The sequence below is a fragment of the Streptomyces sp. NPDC058663 genome (assembly GCF_042716745.1).
Lineage (GTDB): Bacteria > Actinomycetota > Actinomycetes > Streptomycetales > Streptomycetaceae > Streptomyces.
This window is the reverse complement of the sequence record NZ_JBHXRV010000021.1, coordinates 65,488-90,438: the sequence shown is the minus strand read 5'-3', so window position 1 is coordinate 90,438 and position 24,951 is coordinate 65,488. Positions and strand designations below refer to the sequence as shown.

The 24,951-nt window shown below is 68.9% G+C and carries 9 protein-coding genes; all 9 read right to left on the bottom strand.

The window, feature by feature from the left end; translation table 11 throughout:
• Positions 1-117: 117 nt before the first annotated feature.
• Positions 118-1,434 carry a phage major capsid protein gene (locus tag ACFWVV_RS17520; RefSeq protein ID WP_384351116.1) on the bottom strand — a complete coding sequence of 439 codons (1,317 nt, stop codon included), beginning with the start codon at positions 1,432-1,434 and terminating at the stop codon, positions 118-120.
• A gap of 251 nt (positions 1,435-1,685) precedes the next feature.
• Positions 1,686-3,461 (bottom strand): 2'-5' RNA ligase family protein, encoded by a 1,776-nt coding sequence (locus ACFWVV_RS17515; protein ID WP_384351113.1) that lies wholly within the window; start codon positions 3,459-3,461, stop codon positions 1,686-1,688.
• A gap of 243 nt (positions 3,462-3,704) precedes the next feature.
• Positions 3,705-3,917, bottom strand: coding sequence for a hypothetical protein (locus tag ACFWVV_RS17510; RefSeq protein ID WP_384351110.1), 213 nt, complete (start codon positions 3,915-3,917; stop codon positions 3,705-3,707).
• Between the two features lie 2 nt (positions 3,918-3,919).
• Positions 3,920-4,519 carry a hypothetical protein gene (locus ACFWVV_RS17505; RefSeq protein WP_384351107.1) on the bottom strand — a complete coding sequence of 200 codons (600 nt, stop codon included), beginning with the start codon at positions 4,517-4,519 and terminating at the stop codon, positions 3,920-3,922.
• A gap of 82 nt (positions 4,520-4,601) precedes the next feature.
• Positions 4,602-4,844, bottom strand: coding sequence for a hypothetical protein (locus ACFWVV_RS17500; RefSeq protein WP_384351105.1), 243 nt, complete (start codon positions 4,842-4,844; stop codon positions 4,602-4,604).
• Positions 4,845-4,855: 11 nt separating this feature from the next.
• Positions 4,856-21,667, bottom strand: coding sequence for a hypothetical protein (locus ACFWVV_RS17495; RefSeq protein ID WP_384351102.1), 16,812 nt, complete (start codon positions 21,665-21,667; stop codon positions 4,856-4,858).
• A gap of 108 nt (positions 21,668-21,775) precedes the next feature.
• Positions 21,776-22,129 (bottom strand): thermonuclease family protein, encoded by a 354-nt coding sequence (locus tag ACFWVV_RS17490; RefSeq protein ID WP_384351099.1) that lies wholly within the window; start codon positions 22,127-22,129, stop codon positions 21,776-21,778.
• A complete protein-coding gene (locus tag ACFWVV_RS17485) occupies positions 22,126-24,594 on the bottom strand; it encodes a phage portal protein (RefSeq protein ID WP_384351096.1) in 2,469 nt (822 codons plus the stop codon). The genes ACFWVV_RS17490 and ACFWVV_RS17485 overlap by 4 nt, the downstream gene beginning before the upstream one ends.
• Positions 24,594-24,932, bottom strand: a complete 339-nt coding sequence (locus ACFWVV_RS17480; protein ID WP_384351093.1) for a hypothetical protein — start codon at positions 24,930-24,932, stop codon at positions 24,594-24,596. Before ACFWVV_RS17480 ends, ACFWVV_RS17485 begins: the two co-directional genes overlap by 1 nt.
• Between the last annotated feature and the right edge of the window lie 19 nt (positions 24,933-24,951).

Genomic DNA, 24,951 nt, shown 5'->3' with positions numbered 1-24,951 from the left:
ATATTTCTTTGGTGTCCTCTTCCTTTTTTTATAACCCCCCCCCTTATGCGGTCCCACCTCCCCGGGGCCCGGGGGGGCCCCCCCCCCCCGGGGCGCCCCCCCCCCACCCCAGGGGGATCAGCCGGCGGGCTGGGTCCAGGAGCCGATGACGAACGACTCGGGTCGCGGGATCTCCAGGGCCACGCGCTCGTCCGCCCGGAAAGTGATCAGCCCCTTCTCGAAGTTGTCCGCGTTCTCGCTGCTCACGGTCACGCTGACGGACTCCCTGTCATGGAGCTGGGCACCCAGACCGAACGCTCCGATCAAGAAGTTGTCGTCCGCCATCGCGGTCGTCTCGACGACGTCGAGCCTCCAGACGCGCTTCGTGGCGCCGACAGCGACCTGAAGCGCCACGCGGAAGGCGCCGGTCTTGTCCTCCTCGACCTCGACGTGCTCCCACATCGTCGGGCTGAGGACGATGCCCGTCGGGTCGTATTCGGCCAGCAGGGTCTTCGTGATGCTGCGTCGGATCTGGACGCTGTACTGATCGGTGGACAGGCCGCGGTACTGCTGTACACCAGGGGTGTTGAAAATGCCGGTGAGGGACTGGCCATCACCGACGGAATGCAGAAGGTCCCAGTCTTCCTGGTACTTCACGCCCTCGATCATCCTGCTGTTGATGAAGGTCCGCAGCCTGGGCTCATCGGACAAGATGTTCTTGTGGGCGTCGAGTAGATGGGCAATTTCGCTGACGGGGTACATCACCGGGGTCAGCGAGAGCTTCGAGCGCGGTGCACGGCCCCACGTGTCGGTGTCCGCTCCGGTCGCCGGGCTGGTGCCGTCCGCGCCGTAACGTTCCTTCACCTGCTTCGCCGAGTTGGTCCAGCCGGTTTCGCGGGCTCCGTACAGCACGGACTGCTTGGTGCTGCTCTTGGGGAAGAGGTCGCGGATGTGGAACTTTCGGTACTCGCGCTCGGCGATCCCCAGGTTCTGGGCCGACCCGAGCGTCTGATGGGTAACGCTTCCGGCCGACAGACTGAAGATCGACTTCCCTTCCATTTCCGCCCGGACGTAGGGCCGGTCCCGGAACCCGGCCTGGGCCGCCTGCTTGTAGGCGTCGCTGCCGATGAACAGGTCACCGAGGCTCTTGCCTTCCATGGCGCCCTGCGGCTGCTGCCCGTAATGCATGCCTGCGGCGGGCACGGAGTCGGGTGCTGCGAGGTACTGCTTGACCTCGCCCATGTTCTCGGCGTTGGCGATGAGCTGCTTGAGCTCCATCGCATCGGAGGAGACCTGCTTGAAGGCGTTGGCCTGTGCGGTGGAGACGACGAAGCCGCCGTTGTCCTCCACCTTGAAGGTCTGGCTGATCCGCTCGGCTTCGGCGGACTTTTCGGCGAGCTGAGCCTTGAGGTTCTTGATCAGGCTCTTGCTCTCGCCGATGACTGCGGTGCTCACGGGTGCTCTCTCCACGATGCTGGGTGCGGTTGACGTGCGTCGCTCGCCCGGCCAGCACCGGGACGACCCGACAACGCGGGGCATTTGAGAGAGCGGGAGTGGTTAACGTCGCGTGCTGCCGTCCCCAACGTTCCGGGGGACGGCAGCACCATGGCTCTGACCTGCTGTTTTGCTGTAGTCGGCGGAGAGCAGTGCCGTGGAAGAGCGATGCTCTTGGCCTCCGCCTGGCGGTGGAACTGGGACGCAATTACCTACAGCTGGATCGCGGCGAGCCGGGCCTTCACCTCGCCGGGGTCGAGACGGACGGATTCCTCGTCGTCCTCGTCGTCCTCGTCGTCCGGGACACGGGAAGGCACGAGCGCGGAGTCGTGGGGTTCGTCGTACGGATCGTCGTCCCACAGGTCGATGCCGGAGCCTGCCATCGGAGACGGCGGGGCCGTAGGCGGCTCGTCGTGTTCCCCGTCAGGGTCGATGTCGAGGCCCTTGGCGGAGAGTGCGGCCAGGAGTCCGTTGACGGTGGGGCGGACGGCTTCGAGCTGGTCGGCGTCATCTGCGGCGTGGACGCGGGCCGTGGCGTCCGTGAGTGCGCGCACCGCCGGGCGGACGACAAGGCTGTCAGTGGTCTCGTCACTGCTGGCTTCGCGTGCTGGTCCCTGGTCCGGGATGACCACCGTCGTCAGTTCGACGGGCTGAGGGGCGCCGAGGGATATCTCGGGGCCGGCCGGGTCGTACGGAACCGCGTACGTGGTGGGGGCGGTGCCCTCCCGGTGGACGGAGACGATGGCGCGATCGGGGTACGTCGCCTCGACGCAGGTCCAGGTGCCGTCTTCGGTGGCGAGGAGGGCGCGCACAGCCGTGCCCACGCGGTCTCGGGTCTCCTCGTACGAGGCGGGCAACGGCTGAATCGGCATGGTGGCTCCAGGGAGGATGTGGGCGGTGATGCGGGACTTGGCTTCGAGGACGGCGGCACGGGCGCTCTTGTTCTCGACGGCGTACGCGGCATGCTGCTGGTAAGCGCTGCGGCCTGCGGATTTGGCTTCGAGGACCGCGGCGCGGGCGGTCTTCGCCTCGTAGCTGGCTCGCGTTCCAAGATCGTTCTTGCCCAATTGGGCAAGTCCGCTGCCCAAGCCGGTGCTGTCGACGACGCGCGGCCCCGTGAGACGGATGGGAGTGGCGTCCGGGCCGCGCACCACGTGCACCGTGTCGAATGCGACGGGCAGGGACGGCACGGCCGGTATCTCCGGCGGAAGGTCGTACCCGAGGGTGACGTGGGGGCTGAAGCCGTGGTCCGTACGTACGGCCGCGGCCAGGGAGGAGCGGGCAAGCGCGCTGATGATCCGTTCGCGGAGCGCGTTCAGGCCGGGCACGTCGACGGGTACGAAGACCGGTTCGCCGTCGCCGTGGTCGGGGAAGCGGCCGATACCGCCAATCGCTCCGGCGAGCGGTTCTGCGCCATCAAGGGCTGACGCGACGACTCCGGCGAGATCGTCAGGGTGGCCTGGGAGTTGGTCGGCATCGCCGAGGTAAGCCAGCGTGATGTGCAGATCCCGCGCGGCGGTGCCATCGGCTCGGACAACCCGACTAGCGACGCCGGCGGGGAGGTAGAGCGCCACCATGGCGCCCCGGCCGACCTGTGGCTCGGCTCCCTCCACGTCGATGTCACCGAACGCCTCAGCGGCCTTGTGCTCCAGCTCGGCGGTGCCGGGATCGGCCTTGAGTTCGAGCGAGCGTGTCATGGGGTGCGCGCCGTGCAGGACCGGGCTGACCTCGTACAAGTCGAGCTTGTGGATCACGCGGACGCCGTCGGCCCGTTTCGTGGCCGCGCTCGGCGGGACGCGGTAGCCGATGGAGAACTGAGCCTGATTGTGCTCGTGCCACTGGCGCACCTGCTCATACACGTCGCGGCCCTTCGACGTCCTGAGATTGAACTGGATCGTCGCGACCAATGCCCCCGCCTCAGCGGGCCAGTTCGGGACGCTCGCGAAGCGGGGGTCGCCCGGCTGCCATTCGGTGATCTCCAGGACCACCCCGATAGGCTCTCGCCACTCGTGATGCCAGACGGTCTTCACCGGCCTGGACGCCAAAGTCTGGGCGAACGCTCCGGGAAGGATCAGGTCCGAGACTTCATCGACGACGCCAGTGACGGCAACGATCGCCCTGCAGATCCCCTTACGGGGTGCGGGGGCTCGGAACGTGGGGGCAGACGGCACGGTGCAGAACCTCCGGCGGCGGGACAATGGGCCGCCGGGGACCGTGCCGTGCGTGCAGGGTTACTGTCCTGCGCTTGCCTCTGCCTGGGGATTCTTCGACTCCGCGCCGGTGCGCGCTGCCACCCACCCCTTGGTCCAGTAGCGGGCGCCGAACTGCTGCTCCTGGTCGCCGCTGTACTGGTTGTAGGGACAGGCGTCGGAAGGGTCTCCGGCCGCGAACGCGGCCTTGCCTTCGTTGAGCAGGGCCAAGTACCTCTGGCGGTTCAACTCCACGGTCACGTCTCCTCACTCTGCTTTGGTGCGAACAGGGAGTCCTGCCCACCGTGGTCAGCCGGAGCGTCCCCACCGTCGGTGGCCTGGCTGTGAGCGCGGGTCATCTGGGCGTCGTCGACGTCGATGGCCCAGACGTCGGGATCGCTGTACCGCCACACCTGGCCGGTAGCGTCCCGGACCCATCCGGTCAGTGTGCCGTCCGGGGCCTGATCAAGCCAAGCCTCTTCTCCGCTGGCCCCCTTGTACGAGGCGAACGCGGCGGTGGGGTCGGTCTCGTCGCCTTCGTCGTACATGTCGCCCGACCACGGTCGCGCGTCGTCCTTCGGCGCAGGAGGCGGGCCGTCCGCATCCCCGCCCTCGGGTCTTGCGCCGTCGTCCGTCGGGGGCACCTGCTCAGGGTCGTCTACGGCCTCAACATCCGTGTCCGGGGCTGCTGCGGCGTCCGCGGTGCTGGGGTCCATGTCCGGAGCAATGGCGTCCGGCGGTGCTCCGGCATCAGGACTTTCCTCGGCGGGGGCTGCGCTGTCGTCCTGGTCCTCGTCGTCCCCGAACGGCGGCTTGCCCTTGGGGAGCGCCTTGATGGCGAATCCGTATCTGGTCACGGCGCGCAGGATGGGAGAGACCGCCGCCTTGTGTCCTGCCCTGGCGGCGCCACGAGTCCCGTCTCTCCCCGCAGCGCCTGCCTCATTGCGTCCGGCGGCTCTCCAGAACGTTGCTGTACCGGCGTAGAGCGGCAAGGACTGCTTCCTCGTCGTCCCCGGCCACCGTGCGCTGCGGTCCAGTGGGAGTCAGCAGCACCGCCGACCCGGTGTGCAGTTCGACGAGCGCCGCCGCACGGCGGGAACCGACCACAGGCCGGTCCGTGTCACCCGTCAGCACGACCTGGTAAGCAGACCCGTCATCGAACGTGCCTGTGACGGTGAGCATCATCATCTCCTTCATCGTGTGGCGAGCAGTCCGAGGAGGAAGGCGCGAAGATCGTCGTCCTCGTACCAATCGCCGGTGAACATCGCTTGCAGTGACCGGGCGAGGCTGTCACCCGTTTCCGTCTGCGTCTGCTGCTGCGCCAGGAGCCGACCCAGCGCCGTGAGATCGGCTGTACGCGCGCCGGGACGGCCGGAGTGCGTCCGCGTGAACCACCAAGCCCGCTGCGCTGCGTCCAGGTCCTGGATGTGCCCGGCGAAGTGCTGGGCGAGTGCGTGTGCGGCCGTACCCCGGCCGCCGTCACCGAGGTCGGTGATCGTGGCGCGGCTCGTGCCGGACTCGTAGCGGCCTTCGACACCGTCGACGGCGGTGAGCCTGCGTCCCGCCGGTGTGGCAAGCCAGTCCCGCGGGAGGACGCGCTGGATCTCCCGTACGGCCCGTTCGGCATCCGGGGTGGTGTCCGGGCCGAAGACGATCGCGGCGTTGCCCTGGGGGCCGAGGTCTCGGACCTCGCCCAGAGCCGCCACCACGGCGTCGGGTACGGCGGCGGCGTAGCGGGCCCGAAGGTCCGCCCAGTCGCGCCGTGCAGCCGCAGCCTCCGCGCGGGCGGCAGCGATCTCCACCTCGACGTCCAGGTCCTGGATCGTGTTGCCCGTGCGGGCCGCCTGGAGGTTGACCAGGCGTCGTTCGGCCACGGCCACGTACTCGTCCGCGTGGCGTAGCGTGCCGTGCGGGTCGTCGCCGAAGTCTTCGCCGAGATCGGCAGCCAGACGCCGGATCACTTCCCGGTCGACGTCGGCGCCGGCTGCCCGGAGCACTGCCATGTGCCGCAGGCCCGTGAGGCCGGGGCCCCCGTCGGCAGCACGGTCCGGAGCCCACTGCACCCGGTCCGTACGGCCCGGAAGCCGGCCCGCGGCGAGCTGTGCCCACGAGGTCGGTCGCCACCAGGTCACCCGGCGTGTGGTCTGCCCGAGCCGCCCGGCCTCGGGAAGGAGACCAGCCCAGTGGGAGATGTTGTCGGCCAGGGACTCGCCCTCGGCCATGGGCAGACTGACGGCTGCCTGAAGTCGGGCCAGGCGCCGGGTCTCCGGCCACTGACGGACCCGAGTCATGAGCCGTCGCAGGAAGGCCCGGAGGCGGCTCAGACGCTCGCGGCCGTCACGCCACATCTCGGCGATCTTCCGTACCGCAGCCTGGACCAGTGCGCTAAGGCGCTTCGCGATACGGACAAGAAGCGCGATGATCCGAGCAATCAGGCCGGGCTGTCGCCCCGCGGCCGGAGAGGTGGACGCGACCCGGTCGGCGATCCGGCGGGCAGTGGCCTGCCGGGAATCGCTGAGGTTCCGGGCCAGAAGGCGTGCCACCTGGTCAGCGTCACCGGCATTGAGACCGGCGGACTGGAGCTGCTGCAGAAGGGCGTCCACGGCGTCATCGGCGTGTCCCGCGACGGTGCGCACGATGTTGTTGTCCGCGTCCGGGTCCCCCGTGGGGCGGGTCGGATTTCCGACCCGGGAGGGGATAAGGCGCAGGAGGTCGGCTGCTCGCTGGGCAAGCTCTTCGTTGCTCTCACCGGGAAGCGGCTCAAGGTCGTTGATCGTGCGCAGTGCCGCCCGCACCGTCGCGGTATGAGCGTCCTTTCGTGCCGCCTTGAGGGCTTGCTGGACTGCGGCCCGGTCGCGTCCGGTGATCCCCGCCGCGTCGAGGGCTGCGTTCGCCTCCTGCCGTGCCGCCTGACGGGCCTCCCGCAGGTTCTCCGCGGTGAGGCGCTGGGCGATCTGCTCACGCAGGGCGTGAATGTCGCCGGGCTCCTGGGTTCCGAGGACGGCTTCGCTGATGATGTGCGCGGCGACCGCGCGGGCGTGGTCGGCAACGATCTGGTCGGCCGCGGTCTCGGGTGCCCGGTTGGGGTCGCGGGGCGCGCCCGGGGAGGGGAGGGCCGGGGTGGCCCGGTCCCGCTCGTACACAGCAACTTCGCGCCCGTTGTGCAGCAGGAAGTCATGCACAGCGCCGTTGTCGTCGATCCCGGTCAGTGCCATCCACCAGCCCTGTCGACGGGGCGGCGCGATGATCGTGAGGCGACGGTGCCCGTTGAGCTGACCGGCTCCACGGTTGACGGGGGCATCCACGACGTCTCCGACACGAAGGCTTCCGGGCCGGATCAGACCGAGGGGCGAAGTGGGGGTGGCCGGGGCCGACGGGTTCGGGGCAGGTATGGAGCTGTCGGGGCCGGTGTCGCCTTCATCGGGAAGCGGCAAGACGTCCGGACGAGGCTCGGGGAGCTGCCACACCGGCATTGCGCCGTGTACGGTCCGGCGCCGCCACTGCCGGTTTTCGTCCTCCAGGAGAAGGCTGCGCACACCGCCGGGGCCTTCCTCCACGTCGATGACGCGGTAGACGTGGACCTCGTCGCCACGGCGTTCATCGGGCATCGCGATGATGTCGCCTTCGCTGATCTGCCCGGCGTTGGACGGGCGGGGTCGGTCGAGCCCTTCCGGAACAGGGCGGCCTGCGGCCTGGTCGAGGTGGTCGGCGGCACGGAGTGCGGCGCGCCCCTCTGCGGTCGAGGGGTCGGCGGAGGCTCTGAGCTGCGAGGCGAGCGCGGTTGCTTGTGCCGGGGTGACGGGGAGGTCGGCGCCGAGGCGGGCTGCGGCCTGCTGGGCGTCGGGGTCGTCTTCGGGACTGTTGCCCTGAGCGGTGATGGCGTCCCGGTCGGCCGGGGCGAGGTCCGGGTCGACCGTCGGGCCGGTGACGGGGTCGATGGCGGGAAGCGGTTCGTGGACGGTCAGCTCGTCGGCCCGGTCGGGGGCGTCGTCGGGGCCGAGTTCGGGGGTGCCGTTCGGGCCTTCAGCCTTGTGGACGACGGCCGTGGCGTCCATGTCGATGGTGCCCAACTCGCCCGTCGTGGTGTCGACGTAGTCGATGGAGACACGGTCTCCGTCGCGGTTCGTGTCCAAGACTTCCGCCGTGGTCGGGCGGCCGTCGAGGTCGAGCACGATGACGTCGCCCTTGGCGGTGTCGTCGGCGGTCGGCGTGGCCAGGCCGGTGATGGGGGCGGTTGCCGGGTTGTCGTCGCGGACTTCGCCTACGACGCGCAGGTCTGCTGCGTCCCGGGTGAGGGGGCCGTCGGCGGTGGTGACGGTGATGCGGTCCCCGGCGGCTTCGTCGACGGGACCGAGGAGCGCCCCGTTCTTGTCGGCGACCACGTGGCCCTGGCGAACTCGCTGTCCGGTCGTGGTCCAGCCTGCGGGCCGCTGGTCGTCGGGGTCGTTCACGGTGAGGGAGCTGGGAGTGACGCCTGTGTCGGTGTCGCCGTCGGCCCATCGGACGGAGGCGGTGGTGTCGGTGACGCCGACGATGGTGCCTTCGCGGTCGTCGTGGCCGGTGACGCGGCTTCCGGGGAAGAGGCCCCGGCCGGTGGTGTCGGTGGCGATGCTGTCGGGCAGGTTGCCGTTCATGACGTCGCCCTGGGCTCCGCTGGCGGGGGCCCCGGATGCCGGGTTGTCCGGCGCCTGGGCGCGGGCGGCGCTGGCGTTGAGGGGGGTGTAGACGATGCCGCGGTTGCCTGTGCGGCCGTCGGGGTTCTCGCCGATCGTCGTGCGCCACATGTCCTCGGTACGGCCGCGGCGGGTCACGGTGACGCGCTCGGGGGCGTCGAGTACGTATCCGGCACGCGTCACGGCACGACCGCCGGGCGTTGCGCCGTCGATCCGCGCCATGTCGCCGGGCTGGAGCTGATCAACGCTGGCCCAGTGGGCGGGCTGTCCGCCGACGGGCTCGGGCTCGGGGCGGTGTTCCGGCTCGGTGGTACCCGGGGCAGTGGTGCTCGGCGTCCGCGTCGGCTTTGCAGCAGAGCGAGGCTCGCGAGTCGGGCGTGCTGCCGGGGCAGGGGCATCGTTGCCGGGGGCGGACGGGGGACTGCTCTCTTCACTACGTGAGGGCAGTCCGTCGCGGAGGTACGACGCCCAGAAGGACCGGTTCTTGAGGTCTTGGAGCATGTCGCGGTCCTGCCGCTTGCCCTGGGCGGCGGCCAGGGCGTCGCCCAGCCACAGGAACTCGTCGCGCGCGCTTTCCAGGTCGTTTGCGAGATTCCCGCTCGTGGTCTGCTGCGCGCGGAACGACGCCACGAGCTGCACGAGACGGTCGTACCGCTCCTTAGCCGCTGGGTCCTTGCTGAGGTTGTTGGGAAGCTCCGGCATCTCCGGATGGCGGCCGGCGAGCTTGGCTGTCACCGCGTCCCACGCGTCCTGGTTCGGGTCAGAGGGGTCGATCGGGTCCTGCAAGGCACGGACGACCAGGTTGGCGACGGCCGTTTCCGGGCTGCTGGAGCGGCTGTTGTGGTCGTGACTGATGGTGAGGAGTGGCGTAGCGTCCCAGGCGGATTCGCGGTCAGAACCCCCGGAGATGCTGCGGATGGTGCCGATCCGGCGGCCGTCCAGCCACACGTCGAAGGCGGAGTTGTCAGCGAGCGGCCGAAGTTCGGCCCGCTCCGCGAAGGCGTGCATCCGCTCCGGCCCACCGAAGCGGTCGGCCGCGTCCTCTTCGCTTTCCGGCGCCAGAGTGAACGACGGCAGCTCGATGCTGTCGAGAGGCACGGCAGCGCTATCGGAAGCCGCAGCGAGCCGCTGCTCTTCCTCGTCGCGGTTGCGGCGCTCGTTGGAACGACGCTGCTCCTTGAAGGCGTTGAAGGTGAGGCGTCCACCGTTGGCGTCGTACCACTCCCGAAGCTCTTCGCTGGCGTACTTCTCCCAGCGGCCGAACGCCGACATGCTGCCGCCGGAGAACAGCTCGCGTTCGTCCAGGTCGCTATCCGCGAACTCCCGCCGGAAGAAGTAGCCGTTCGTCGCGTCGAGAGCGGCCAGGTAGCGGGCTTGATCGACATCGTTGAACTCGGCGATCAGGTGTCGCTCGCGCTCACGGTCCTGGAACTTCTTGTAGGTGAGCCGTCCGCCGTTCGCGGTGTACCAGTCCTTGAGCGCGGGATGGGCAAGATCCTTCCAGCGGGCGGCTGACATCTTGCTGCCAGAGAACAGCTCCCGGGCATCGACCTCGTGGTCCTGTCCTTCCCTGACGAGGCGCCCGCCCGTGGCGGCCATCGCGGCCTGGAACCGGGTCTCGTCGAGTGCGTCGAACTCGGCGCGCAGCTTCTCTTCGCGGGTCGGCTGCGGCCGAACGATGTCGTTGCCCGCAAAGCCGAGCGCGGCATCCATCGCTTCGCCGCGCTTCCGGATCTCCTCGGCATTCTGGGGCGGGGTGTTGGGCACAGCAGCACGGACACGCTCGTCGGCGTTGTCTCGGCGATCCGTCTCCTCTATGAGGCGCATCTGGTCGGCTTCGGACAACCGGCCGGTACCCCACGCGTCGGCGAGGTCGTCGTCGGACAGGGGGGTGAGGTCATCAGGGAGAGATACGTGCGGTATTTCCTCCTGAACGACCACGGGCTCCGGCCGCTCCTGCGGTGTCTCAGCTCCGCCACGCTTGCGGCTCTGCGTGAAGGTGTCCCGCACCGCGCGCAGGGCTTCGGGCAGCGGACGTCCTTCGCTGTCTCGCCACTGCGCGATCACCCCCGGGGTGAACGGCTGGTGCCAGTCGATGGGCATCCGGTTTCCGTCCGTGATGTCCTCGAAGTGGTCGGCCAGTTCGCGGGCCTCCTCCGCGTTCCGCGCGGTCACGCTGATCTTCCCCAGGCGTGCGCCGTTGCGGGCCTGGGCGAACCGCCACTGCCGTTCCCCCTCGTGGCCGTTGTCGTCGGTCCACGTGACGAGCCCGCCGCCGGAGGACAGGGTGAGCGTCGGATTGTCGGCGAGCTGGACAAGGAACGCGCGCCTCTCCGGGGTGTTCTCCTCGGCTGTCAGCCGGTCGCCGCGCCGCCACGCGTCATGCAGGTCAGCCACGGTGCGAGGCGGCTTGCGGTCGCGCGTTCCTTCAGTGGGACTCGTGGTGCCCCCGCCGGTGCCCGCCGGGACGTTTGGCAGGTGCGGGAGACGGGGCCGCGGCAGGCCGGGGCCGCCAGGCGTACTGGGGCCTTCCTTGCCGGAATCGCGCTTGCGGGGCCGGCGTCGGTTCCGGTCATCGTCGCGGTCGTTCTTGTCCGGGGTAGCCCCGGCGGAGTCCGCACTGCCATCGGTCCCATCAGTGCTGGGAGTGCCGGGCATCTGCGGACCGCCATCGGCGGCCTCGGGCGCCTCGTCGGGAGCTGCAGCGTCGGTGTCACGGTCGCGGTCGGTGCGCTCGTTGTCGTGCTCGTCCTCTTCACTCTGCCGACGGGATTCGTCGTCCTGCTGCTCGCCGCTCTCCGGCTCGATCTCGGGTGTGCCCGTACGCTCGGGCGCTTCCCCCCGGGGCGCCGGGGCGTCGCCACGATCGCCGTCGTCCGCTGTGTCGTCAGGATCGTCCTCGTTGCTCGGGTCTGCCGCCTGCTGGTCTCGCTCGTCGTCGATCTCCTCGTCCGGGTATCGCTGTCGCAGTTCGACGTCCCGGTTGTAGAAGCGTTCCATGCCGTCGCCGGTGACGATGCGGACCCGGCCTCGGCCGGTGAGCTTCGGCGGCTCGGCGACCGTGTGCGTACGGCCCTCCGCGTCGGTGTAGCGGTCGCCTTCCTCCAGGTCCGCGGGGCGACTCATGCGCACCGGACGCAGGCGGCTGGTGTCGCGCTGCTCGGCGTCGGCGAACATGTCGGGGGTGCCGAACGCATCGTCGGGCCGGTCGAGCGGGTTGTCCGGGTCCGGGACCACAGGAGCCTGCGTCTCGGGCTCGGTGACGTCGAAGAGCCCGCCATCGGGCTCGGTGGCCGCCGGCTTGGGCTCGGGCTTCGGAGTACGCCCTGCACGCCGGTCCTTCTCTGCCTCCAGCACGCCCATGCGGGTGCGATCGGTACCCGCGAGTTCGCCGTCGGTCATCTCCCGCTCCACCAGGGCGACGATCTCGTCTGCGATCTCCTGATCGCTCATGGCCGACGGCGCCTTGATGCTCTCGGGGCGGATCTCGTCGAGCTGTTGGGCAACTTCGTCACGGCTGAGGGTGACCGTGTCGTCCAGCCCTTGGGCGCTCGGCTCGCGATCGGCAGGGGGGCGCTGGGCGCCGTCACGTGCGCTGGTCAGTTCGTCCGGCTGGAAGGTGGCACGGCTGGGGCCGTCCCCGACGTTGATCGAGCCGTCGGGGTTCTCGCTGGAGACGTACCAGCCCTGACCATCGGGGTCGGTCACGGGCTCGTCGAACTGGAAGCGGCCCCCAATGAGATTGGCATCCTGCGCAGGTGTCGGCTGCAAGGCGTCTTCGTCGTCCGGGTCGCTCACGCCGGATGCCGTGGGCGGTGGAGGCACGTTGCCGCTGCCGCTGCCGCTGCCGCTGCCGCTGCCGCTGCCGCTGTCTGCGTTTGCTGAAATCTCTGGGGTGCTGGCGGGGGCGGGGGAGGTCTGGCTCGTGCGGAGGTTATCGAGGGTCTGGGCGACTTCCTCTTCGGAGAGTCGAACAGGCTCTTGCGGCTCCTCCACCTTCTCCGCACGCTCGGGCTCCGGGTGCTCCTGATCGAACTCGTCGAGCTTGAGCACTGCGGCGCCCACGGCGTCTTGGAGCGGGATGCGGGCCTGGCGGCGCTCGTTGACGGTCTTCTGGCGCTGGGCCTTGGTCAGCTTCTTGTCGAGTTCGTCGTCGTCGATCTCGGGCAGCTTGTCGAGGTCGGCGACCTTGCCAACGATGTCGTCCAGCAGGTTCGCGCGGGATCGAGCGTGTTCGATCTGCGGCGTGAAGTCCGCGGCAGCCTGGGCGGACTGCAAGAGTGCTATCTGCTCGTCGAGTTCAGGCATTCGCGCCCGGTCCGCCTGCTGGAGCGCGGGCGCCTTTTCGAGGGCGTTGCTGAGCCGGGTGAGCATGCCCGACCCGGCGCCCTTCTTCTTCAGGTCCTCCGGGCTGCGTGCGAAGGACGAGCGCGCGAGGTCGGGGAATCCGACGTGTGCGACGAGCTTGCCGTCCGTCCGGCGTTCGGCGCGCACGCCGACGTCGAGACCACCGAGCTGGCCCAGTACCTTCCACGGGCCCATGCCGTCGTGGTTGTGTTCCAGGAGCTGGGTGGTGACCTGCCGGTGCAGGGCCGCCCCGGCGTCGGAGCGCTCGGCGTAGGACAGGCCACCGAGACGCATGGCGAAGGAGTCACCGCGTACGTCGCGGATACGAGGCAGGGCCACCTCCCGGCGGGCGATGCCGTCGCGGGTGTCGGTGAGTTCCTGCTTGAGGTCTGCCAGCGCGTCCTGGCGTCGGACGCGTTCGGCGGCCTCGTTGTGCTGGTCGATCTCCAGGTCGCGCAGGGTGCGGCGGGCCTTCATGAGCTGGCTCATGTAGGGGTTGCCGCCGATCTCGGCTTCCATCGTCTCGTAGTCGGGGTAGTCGACGTCGAGTTCGGTGACGGTGTCGCGGGTGTCGCTGTCGGCCATGTCCGGGCGCTGGATGTCGACCAGGCCCTCCGCCTTGGAGGCGACGAAGCCCGCCTTCCAGCCGTCGAGGCTGCCCTTGGTGGCGAAGACGTCGATGTCGATTTCGGCGTTCTGGTTGCCGTAGCGCAGGCCGCGCCCGTTGCGCTGCTCCATCTGTGCGGCACCCCAGTCGAGATCCACGTGGGTCAGCGACACCATGCGGTTCTGGACGTTCATGCCGGTGCCGGCCGTGCCGCTGCTGCCGATCAGGACGGATATCTCGCCGTCGCGAGCGCGGCGGAACAGCTCCGCCAGGGCCTCGGGTTTGCCCGTCTTCTTGTGGTCCTGGACGAACGCGATCTTCTCGGCGGGGATTCCTCCCTTGACCATGAGGTCGCGCAGTTCGGCGTAGGCGTCGAAGTCGCCTCTGTTGTTGCCGCCGGGCACTCCCTCGTTGAGGAAGATCATCTGGAGGGCGCCCGGGGTCGGATGGTCTTCTGTGCTGCCGTAGTGCGTCTTGTAGACGCGGTCCTTGTGGCGGTGGTAGCGCTCGACGTGCTTGGTGGCGACGGCGCGCAGCTTGTTTCCGGCCTGGGCGCTCCGGTCGACAAGCCGCGGGTCCAAAGCGACGCTCGTGCCCTCGTTGGAGACGGCGAGCATGTTGTCCTGGGACCGGTCGACGTCGCCGTTGTGGATCGCACGGCCGCGGGCAACGAGCCTCTTCAGCCGGGCCGTCTGGTCCTTGGTCGGGTCGACCATGACCAGGTTGGGGCCGCCGTTCGCGATCTTCGGGCGAGGGATGCCGACGTCATCGGCGCGCTTCGTGTCGGCGACGAGGCCCCACATCGTCTTCATGGCACGGCGGTTGTGGAACTCGGAGAACCGCTCGACGATCCGCAGGCCCGAGCCGTCCGGCGCGTTCTCGACGCGGAGGGTCTTGCGACCGAAGGTGGCAGCCCACAGGTCGGGGGCGCCGGCCTTGTAGGAGTTCAGGACCCAGGGGGCGGCCAGGGCGAGCATGGTGAACTGCTCGGTGATGCTGTTCGACAGGGGGGTGCCGGTGGCCAGGGTGACCGTGGCACGGCCTTCGCGGCGCTGGTGCAGGTCGGTGAGCTTCTGGTGCAGGTCGACGCCGCGGATGGAGGCGGGGTCGCCGCCGCCTTCGCGGGAGCGGAAGCCCACACCCTTGTACCGGTGGGCCTCGTCGATGACGGCGTAATCGAATCCGAGGTCGTCCCAGTACGTCTGGCCGGGCGTCCGCATCGGCGCCGCGTTCTTGCTGATCTTGTTCTGGACCGTCGCAATGCGCTGCTCGATCTTGGCGACGATGAACGGGTGGTCGGGGTTCTCCGCGTTCTCGTACTGCCGGTCGAGCTGTTCCCGCAGAGCCTGCAGCTCCAGGAACTCGTAAGCCTCCTGCGCCTCCGGGGACATCTTGATCGAGCCGTACGCGGGCTCGGTGAAGATCACGAGGTCCGGCTTGTTGGCGCGCAGCCACTCCAGGGTGCTGTCGCGCCGCCCGTCGGCAAGGTCCCCGCTGGTGATCAGGTGGACTTCAGCGTTGGGGTACAGGAACCGGGCTTCGTCGTACCACTGCTGTGCGAGGTGGTCGGGGACGACGGCGTACGGCTTCTCGATCTGCCCGGACGACTTGAGGGCCTGGGTGCCCATGACGAGCGTCGAGGTCTTGCCGAGTCCGACTTCGTGGGCGAGGACCACCGACCGCTCGAACTGCATCCGCGCGGCCCCGCTCAACTGCCAGGGGTGCGGGGTGCGGTCGGGGGTGAAGCCGTCCAGGGACGGGCTCATGCCGTCGTACGAACGGACGACGTGCCCGTTCATGATCTGGTTGTAGGAGTCGGTCAGCCGCGTGAGCCGGTCCGCGTTTGCCGTCGCGTACCTAGCGAACTCCGACCGCATCTGGTCGGCCTTCTGCCGAACCAGACGTGACGTTTCCTCATCGACGTCACGACGCTTGTCGTCGCGGTAGATCGTCAGCGAGCCGTGGCCAAGGAGGGAGCGGGCGATGTCGACCGCGCTCTTGCCCTTGGTGCCCTTGTCGGCGTCGGCTTCGACGCCGTGCAGGATGTTGTTGGCCTTGGGGACCTGGCCGGTGTAGAGCATCCAGCCGTAGCGGTCGTCGTGCGCAACGCGCAGCGTCTTGTCGCCCAGGTAGTCGCGCAGGAACCCCTGAAGCAGCTCGGGCGGAGTCCAGTGCGCCCCCATTTCCGGGGTGAACTCGCCGATGGTGCGGTCCTTGGGCTGGACCGCTTCGAGCGCGGAGACATTGACGGCGAACGCCGGGTCCTTCTCGGCGGCACGGCGGGCCTCGGCGAGCTTGTCGCGGACGGGGCCGGACAGGTAGGCGCCGGCCAGGTCCAGGCGGCCGGTGCGCGGGTCGGTGAAGACCTCGCTGCCCAGCGCCCGCACGGCCTCCGCCGGGGTCACGTCCAGGAGGCGGGCGATCTCGCCGAGGTCTATCTCGCCGGTGGCCGCGACGACGGCGGACAGGGCAGTCTTCGGGTCGTCGGTGCGGTCCAGCGGCTGGCGGCGGGCGGCGGCGCGTTCTTCGAAGACGCGGCTCAGGACGGGTTCCTGCTTGTCCGCATCCCACCGCTCCAGGGCGAGCACCGAACCGGCGTCCGGGTCGGAACGGAAGTACCCGTAGGCGGTCGGGGTGCGCTCCTCCGTCCCGTCGTCGAGGACGCCGGTCTTCCTGCTGCGGAACTGGCCGGGCTTGGACAGCGGCCCGTACTGCTCGACGTACGCGGTGTGCAGGTCACGAAGCTGGGCCCGCAGCTTCTCGGCGCGCTTGTCCTCCGCGTTCTTGCGGTCCAGCGTGCGCAGCTCGGCGGCAACGTCCCGGAGCTGTATCAGGGCGCGGAGCTGGTCTCCTCGGCCGTCGGACGGCTCTACCGCGACGGGGTTGCCGCCGTTGACGTGCTGGTAAAGGTTGCCGTCGTCGCCCTCGTAGAGGCGGCCGGTCCAGTCGTTGGCGTGCTTCTCCCGCGCGGTCTGCAGGATCACGGGCGGCCGGTCGTCACCATCGGGGTGCGGCTCGTAGGCACGCCCGTCGGACTTCGCCTGCGTGGCGATCTCCTTCAGCACGTCACGGAGCTGGTCAGCCGCCTTGGCCGGGTTGCCCTTGACCGTCAGGCGCGGCCCGTACTGGGAGGACTCGCTCGTCAACTCGCCCAGGACGTGCTCCGGGTGCTGGGTGAAGTACGCGTTGACGTGCTCGTGAATGCTCCCGACCTTCCGCTCAGGAGCGTTGAGCCACGAGGTGTCACCCGGCTCGTCACCGTCAGCGCGCCGCCGCAGTACCAGGACGTCGGTGACGACGCCAGTGCCGGCGTCGCTGAAGACCCCGGAAGGCAGACGTACGGCGCCGACCAGGTCGCCGTACTGGGCGATCCGCTTCCGGGCCTTGTCGCCCTTGGAGTCAAGGGTGTGGCGGGAGGTGATGAGCAGGGTGATGCCGCCCGGCCGCGTCAGCGCGAGGGATTTGGCCACGAACCCGTTGTGCAGGGACTCCGAGGGGTAGCGCTTGTCGCCGAACGGCACGCTGGCGAACGGGACGTTGCCGATGCTCACGTCGAACGTGCCGGGCGCAGCGTCGGTCTCGGCGTAGTTCTCGTTGAGGACGTTGGCGTCGGGGTAGATCGTCTGCGCGATCCGTGCCGTGGTCGGGTCCAGCTCGATGCCCGTGAGGCGGGCGCCCTCCGGTGCCACCCCGAAGAACGTGCCGCTGCCGGACCCGGCCTCCAGAACGTCGCCGCGCTCGAAGCCGAACGCCTTCAAGCCGTCCCACATTGCCTCGGCGATGGGCTGCGGCGTGTAGTGCATCGACAGCGTGCCGTGGCTGGCCCGCTGCCACTCCAGCGGTGTCAGCTCGTTCGACAGCATCTGGCGCAGGTCGCGGTACTCCGCCCAACGGGCGTGGTCCTGCTCGAACTTGCCGTACCGGCCGCCAGCCTGCTGGTAGCGGGGCTCCTTCTCGTTCGGCTCCGACGCGAACATGATCGGAACCGAGCCCCACCCGGTCCAGCGGGCGAGGGTGACCTTCTCCTTCTCGGTGGCCGGGCGCTTCTCACGCTCCAGCCGCTTCACGACCCGGATCGCTTCGACGTTCGCCGCGGCCCGCTGTATCGGGCCCTTGGTGGCGGCGTCGGCCGGGTTCGGGCGGAAACGCGGTGCTACATGTCGTACACCGAGTCCTTCAGCGCCAGCAGATCCCGCATCTCCGGGCTGAGCGCCTGCGGCTCCTCCACCTGCTCCTCCGGTTCCGGCAGCAGATCCCGCATGACCATCGCGGTCGCGTCCGCCCTGATCTGCCGGATCTGACCCGCCCGAGCCTCGTACTCCGTCGCGGCCGGCACGCTCTGCTCCAGCGCCTCCTCGGCCACCAGAATCGCCGTCTCGATCTCGCGGCCCTTGTTCAGGAAGAACCTCTCCGGATCGTCCATCTCCGCCATCTCCCGCGGGCGGAACCGTGTCCAGTGATCCCTGGCCACCTGGCTGTAGATGCTCACCATCAGCCCCTTCGTCATCCGTTCCAAGAGCCGCGCGCAGGGCTGCCTGCTGCGCCTCGATGTCCTCGCGGGCGATTACCTTGCGGTCGTCGTCACCGCCATCCTTGCGTACTGCCGTGCGCTGCTCGTCGATCGCGTGCAGCGCAGCGTTGATGGAGGCCAGCCGGTTGCGGGCCTGCGACCTGTCCGAGGAGTCCAGCTCCCGGTTGCTGGCCTGCAACATCTTCTCGCGGGACAGTTCCTCGGCGACACGCTGGAACTCGGCGAGTAGCCCCTCGGGCACATCCAGCCGGGCGCCCTTACCGATCTTCCCTGTGATCGGGTTCGTGCCGTCGGACCAGCTGTAGCCGTGCCCCTTGAACAGTCCGTAGAGCGTCTGGCGTTCCTTGGACGCGGACTTGAAGCCATCGGCGCGGCGGGAGGACTGGTACAGCTCGAAGAACATCTTCGGCACCCACAGGTACCGCGTGGAGCCGTACAGGCGCACCGGCTCGGTGTCCGGGTTGGTGTCGTAGCTGTCGACGAGGGCGGCCAGCGCCTCGGTCATTGTGGGGAAGGCCCCGAGCCTCCTCCCGTTGGTGCCGATTTGGGCGTTCCAGCCCTCCTTGTGGCCGTACCCGTACGGTGAGTCGCTGTCGTGGTAGGTGACCTGACCGTAGCGGTGACCGTCGACATCGACTGAGCTGCCGGACGAGCCCCTTCGGATGGGGTCTTCTCGGGTGTCGGCGCGCCGGACTGTCTCCTCACGGCCGGTGGCGCCGCGCCGGTTCTGCTCTTCGAAGAGTGCCTGCAGACGCTCTTCCAGGGCCTCCCGCTCCTTGCCCGTGGCACGGCTGCGGTTCTTGTGGAGCTTCTGGAATTCCTTGGTCAGGTTCCAGTCGTCCAGCCCGTTGGGGTCAGGGGCGTTGCGGTAGGCATTCGCCTTACGGTTGTCCTGCTCGTCACGGACAGCGCGCCGCCGATCCGCCAGAACTGCGGTCTGTTCCGAGGTCAGACGGCTCAGGCTGGCGGGAAGATTCAGGCGCTCCTTTTCCAAGGCGTCGTCGTCGAGGTCCTGGACCGGTGGGCGCTGCTCGATCTCCCGGATCTGACGTGTCTGCTGTTCGGTCTCGGCGGCCTTCAGTCGGTCGGCCAGGTCGTTGTGGAGATCGCGTTCCGGGGTGACGTCGTCGTCCCGGAGGTTGCCGGTTGTCAGCCGGTGGAGCTTCTGCCGGACGGACAGTTCCTTCATGTACGCAGCAAGTTCGTCGTCGGCCATGTCTGCCGGTGCGCCGAACGGAGCGAGACGTTCGGTCGTACGGCGGCGACGGTCTGTGTAGAGGGCCTGTTCGTCCTCGGTGAGGACGTCGCCGCGGCGGGAGCCGTAGGTGCTGCGGTCGTCTTCGGATCTGCTGATCGCCGTCGCGAGGTCGTCGTCGGTCATCGCCGTAGTGCGGTCTTGCGGGCTCGGCCTGTTCCCCGGCTCGGCCTGCTCGGTTTCGTTGTCCCGAGCGATACGGCGCCGGTCGAGTTCGGCTTCGACCTTCTGCAGGGTGGCGCGCGCTCGTTGCTTACGGGCCGGGGTTTCGGCGATCCGGACGTGAATAGCGAGGTTGTCGCGGTGCCCGCGCAGGTCCGCCTCGGACATCGCACGGAGCTTCTTGGTGTCCTCGTCGAGTTGCTGAGGCTCAGCGGAGTTACTGGTGGTTCCGCGATCCTCGTCGGTGACACGCACATTGCGGCCCTGCCGAATGAACGCGGCCAGGATGTCGGCGGCCTTACGGTCCCGGGTTTCCGGCTTCCACGTGGTGCCGGTGATCCGCGCCTTCTGAACGGGGGACCAGGCGAGCTTTCCAGCGGCGCCGACGGCCCGGTCGTCGCGGGCGTCGTTCTTGAGGGTGCCGCGCACGGCCAGGACTCGCTTGCCCTTGTGCGTGGTCCACGCCAGGTGCACATGGTCGGCCTGGTCCGGATTGGTGGTGGCCAGGTGATGGCGGGCGATGATCTGATCGGCGATGTTCGCGTTGCTGCCGATGGGCACGTAGACGCCGTCGATCGTGGCGTGCCGGTCGCTGTAACCGCCGAGGACGGAAGCGATGCGGGTGCCGTCCGGGCCATACACGGTGATGGGCCCGGGATTCCAGGAGGTCGCCCAGTATCCGGGGACGCCGTCGACCGGTTCGGCATCCGCTGGTACGCCTGTCGGTCGCCCGTCGGTCTCGGCAGCCGGAGCCTCCTCCGGCTGCGGAGCTGTGGTGGGCTCCGGGGCCGGTTCCGACTGCTTGTCCGGCGCGCTCTGCTCCTGCTCGCCCTCCTGGTTGCTCGCCTGCGCGTCGTCCGGGATGGCGGGCTCGTTGGCGGGCATGGGAACCGGTTGCTCGGGTGCCTCGGCCTTCGGAGCCGGGGCCTCGTCGTCGCCGAAGGGGCGGCGGCGCAGCGTCTCGGCGAGGCGACCGGTGGCAATGCTGAACTTCGGCGGGTGCTCCTGGTCCCACAGGGCACGCGCGGCCGTCCACTCCTGGTCATAGTCGCGGCCCTTCGCGGAACGCCATTTCGTCCGGTACTCGGGGAACTTGGGGTCGGAGAAGTCGAGGGCGTTGCCGTCCTTGTCCTTCAGCGAGCCGACGATGTGCTCGGCGAACGCCTTGGCATCGGCCTGCCGGTCGAACCACCACGACATCTGCTGGCCGCTGCCCGTGGCGTGCAGGTACCAGTCGCCTTCGTTGCGGCGGGCGACGAACTGGCCACCGCCGACGAGCTTGAGGCGCTGTTCCTTCGCGAGCGCTTCCAGGTTCCGGGCGGTACGACGGTCGGTTTCGCTGCCGGAGGCACGGAGGGTTTCAGCCCGTTGCGTCCAGTTGTCGCGGACCTGCTGGAGCGTCGTGAACCGTGCACTGGACTGGACGCGCTGCGGCTTCGGCGCGGTGGCCTTCGGAGTGTCCTTGCCCTTGCGGGCGGCGTGGAAGTCCCGTACGGCCCGGCGGATCGCCTGTTCGGCGTCCTCTGCCTTGGTGGAGCGCCAGGACAGGAACCAGGAGCCGATGTTGGGATCGGAGAAGTCGAGCGGCTTGTTGAACTCGTCCGGCAGGATGTGGCCGCTGCGGACGTTGTCGTCGATGTACTGAGCCGCCGCCTCGGCTTCCCCACGAGTCGCGAAGTCGCCCACATCGAGGTATCCGCCGGTACCGGTGGAGGTCAGGTACCAGCGGCTGTTGGCGTCGTCGCGGCTGGTGACGAGACCACCGGACGGGGTGATCTGTAGGTCCTCGTCCCCGGCCAGACGCCGGAGCGCTGATGCGTTCGCGCCGGGCTGCTGAGCCAGGCTGAGGAAGTGCCGTCGTACCGCGGCGGTGTCCTCGAATCGGGCACCGTTCTTCGCCTTCCGGTTCGGCAGAGCCTCGGCGTCGACCTCGTGGCCGTCCTCGGGCTCGTCCTGGTCGTCGCCGTCGTCCGGGCCGTCGCCGTCGTCGCTGCCGATGTCGTTGCCGTCGTCATCGGCACCGTGCGGTTCGTCCGGGGTGTCAGGGTCGCCTTGGTCATCGCGAGACAGGCCCAGGCCGCGCCGGTCGTCGGAGTCCCGGCGGGCGTCCTCGAACTCGACCTTCTGCTGGTTCTTGGTCGGGGCGCTGCCGTCGGGGCGCGCCACCATGGTGATCCACCGGGCGCTGGTGCTGTGCCGCCGCCCGGTGTACGTGCCGTCAGCCACACGGTCCTGGACGAGGACCCGGTCACGGGGCAATGCACGGACGACGCGGGCGAGCTTGCCCGACCACAACCGTGCGATGCCACCGGTCTCGACAAACCTGCCCTTGCTGTCCCTGGGGTGCAGGGAAGGGTTCCACGGCCGTCGTACGGCCTTGGCCTCAAGGGTGCGACTCAGGTCAGCCCAGGTAGCGGTGCGGTTCAGCATGCGCGGACCATGCACGGCGCGCGTTCCTAACGTCGCCCGCTGCCAGTCGGCTCGTCCCCGATCAAGCGTTCCTGTGGTCGTGCTCGCTGACTGGGCCCCGGCCCGCTGTCAGCGCTCCTTGGGCGCAGGAAGGGGACGAGGACCAACGCCGTCGTAGGAGGCGGCATAACCCTCGGCGAGGAGAGCCGCGTTGAGGTTCATGCCGTCCGGGTCGGTGATGGTCGCGAGCCAGCGTCCGTATTTCTCCTGCTGGTGAGTCTCGACTGTGAAGCGGTCACGGCCCGTGAACCATGCCAGTACCCAGTCGATTGCGGCCTTGCCGTCGGCGGTGTTCCTCTCCGGGGCGTTCAGGCCCTGGAGACGGACCCGTTGCCGGATGTGGATGCTGAACCCCAGGTCGATTTCCACGTCGAGGGTGTCGGCGTCGATGACCCGGACGAGCCGGGCTGGGTAGACGTTCAAGGCCGCTCACCTGCCCCAGCGAAGTAGTGCAGTCGGCAGCGGCAGTTGATTGTGAGGGCGGTCGGCGCGAACGGGTCGCCGGGGTAGCGCAGACGGGCTCCATCGACGGTATACGGGGTGCCGGCGGGGAGGGTAGTGCCGTTGAGTGCCTGGTGTGCGGCCCGTACGCGGGTGTCACCCCGGGTGGTCCACACACGCAGTACGGCGGGCCCGGTGCTCTCAGCGGCGGCGTCGGCGGCTCCGTTGACCGTGGCAACAGCGCAGGACTCCGCGAGATGTGCCACGAACTTGCCGGCACGTTCACGGTAGAACGAGGTGACCGCGGCGGTGAGATCGTCGAGTGTGCCCGGCTCGCTCTGTGCCGCATCGAGGACATCCGCGAGTTCAGTGAGCAGCGCAGCGACGGCACGTCCGGCCATGACGGCGACCGTAAGCGCGGCCGTGACCGCACCAGGCGGCACGGTCGCGTTCCCGGCGAGGTTCCGGCTGATAGCTGCTGCTGTGGCTGTCGCGGACTGCTGGAGGATCGGCGTCAACGTAGCGGTGGTCTCTTCGTCCCACCGTGCTGCGAGGACGACGCGCGCACCGTCGATCGGAGCATCCCCGTGACGTAGATCCGTCTCGCCCTCGGGCTTCCAGTAGCGGGTGTTCTTACGGGACTTGGGTGCGTGGAGGCGGGCGGTGATGACTCCCTCCTGTCGAGCGAGAAGGGCTGTGAGGGCGGCTGTGACGGCAGCGGCCACCGTGTCGAAGTCGGCGTCGGTGACCTCGTACCCGAGGGAAGCGGCGTTGGGCAGGGCCTTCTGTTCAGTGCGAGTTCGAGCAGCGGCGACATCATCGGCAGCAGCCCCGGCCAGTGGCGAAGCAGCGGTGGAGGACCGGGCGGCCATGACGTCGTCTACGGCAGCGCCGGGCAGGGCGAGCGGAATGCCCTGACGCGCCAGCTCTACAGCGGATGCCGCCGAGTTGGTCTCCGCGTTGTCCGACGTGCTGAGGGCTGCGGCGACATCGGCCGCGGCGGCGCCGCCGGGGTCCTGCCCGCGAGCCTCGGCCACAGCGGCGGCGGCCGTGTCGCCCGCAGCCCCGGGCGGAGCGAGCGCCGGTGGCGTCCCGCTTCCTGCCGGGGCGCCGGGCAGCGCGCCGAGAGCAGGGTCCTGGGCGACGCCGAGTGCGGCGGCGTCCTGCTCGTTCGCAGGCACGGGCGCCTTCTGCGGGCTGATCCACAGGGCACGGGTGTGAGCGACGTTGAACGGGCGACGGCCGGCGATCTCTCGGTACTCGTCCACCGTGATCAATCCCGCGGTCCATTCAGAGCGGGCTTCCTCCCGGCGAAGGCGACGCGGGTACTCCAGGGCTTCCACCGGCGATGTGTTGAAGCGCAGCGACCATCCGTCGTCCAGATCCAGTTCGAAGGCCGACGCGATCAAGCTGAGGTGGGGCAGTTCAGTGTGCTGCCAGAAATTCCACTCCTCGCGGTCGGCATTGGCGTACGTGCGCTCCGACGCGTTCCCGACGATCGACTCGGGAACCCCGAACGCGCTCAGGATCTCGTCCTTCGCAGTCTTCGACAGCGCTTCGTAGTTCATGTCGCGTGGCCGCGTGCTCGTGTCGACATAGTTCAGACCGCCGGGCCCACTTCCCACGACAACGGTCTCGCCCGCGCTCTGCGCGCCGGGGGCAAGGCGTTGCTGAATCCGGTCGATCTCGCGCTGGTCGAGGCCATCGACGTCGATACCGATGATTCCCGACGGCCGAGAGTCGTTGTCGATGAAGGAGATGTTGTAGATCCGCGCCTTCGTGTCCAAGTCGATGGACAGGCCCGCGGCTTCCAGCGGGGTAACTCCGCAGTACGGGTCCGTCGGGTGCGGATCGCGCAACCACACGACCCGGCTGGGCTCCAGCTCGCGGACTCGCCCGTCGTACGTTGTGAACTCGTAGTGGCTCACGTAGTCCCCGAGGGGATCTGGTATCGGCTCGACTCTGTTCGGCGGCATCAGGTCAAGGCGGGTGATCGTGCCCGCGCGGGAGCGGGTGATCTCGACGAACGCGCCCTTCTTCGACAAGAGGAGCTGCGCGGAAAGACGCTTCTTGAAGACGGTCGCCCGTTCCAACGGGTTTGCCTGCACGTTCAGCACACGCAAGAGCGGATGATCGGTGAGGGTTTCCGCGAACTGCCGCTCGTCCCCGCCTTTGCCGATCTCAAGGGTCAATGCACTGGGGTGCTTGGAGATCGCCTCGACGGACTTGAACGCCCAGATGGACCGCTCGTAGCCCTCGGTAATGACCCGGTCGAGATCCCATCCGGCGGCGCGCCCCTCGGTTCCCCACATGGTCGTGGTTCCCGCGTACGTCATGGAGACGTAGCTGCTGCCCACCGGCCCGGCGGACTTCTGCTCCAGGGAAGGCGAAACGGGTGTGCGCGGGACGAATAGTCGGCGGAGGCCGGGCAAGAACTGGCGTGACATCAGGCGCCCTCACTGGCCAGCCACACGCCCGCAGACGCAAGGATCGCCCCGACTTCGAGCCAACCGAGCGGAGGGAAGTACGCGAAGGCGCAGCCCAATGCGGCGCCTGTCACGATGGCGAACTGGATGCTGGCAAGAACACGCGCAAGCCGGGTTCTCGGCGGCACCAGATACCCGTAAAGGACGGCCGACCCTACGACGGCCGCGGCGGAGCTCAGCAAGGGGTGAATGGCCCCCAGCGCCAGGAGCGCGACAAGGGTTCCCGCGGCAGTGAAGACGAGTCCGGCGACTTCGGCGAAGATGCTTCGTAGCGAGGATGTCTCAGACGTTTTACTCACAGCGCGCACGATGGATACG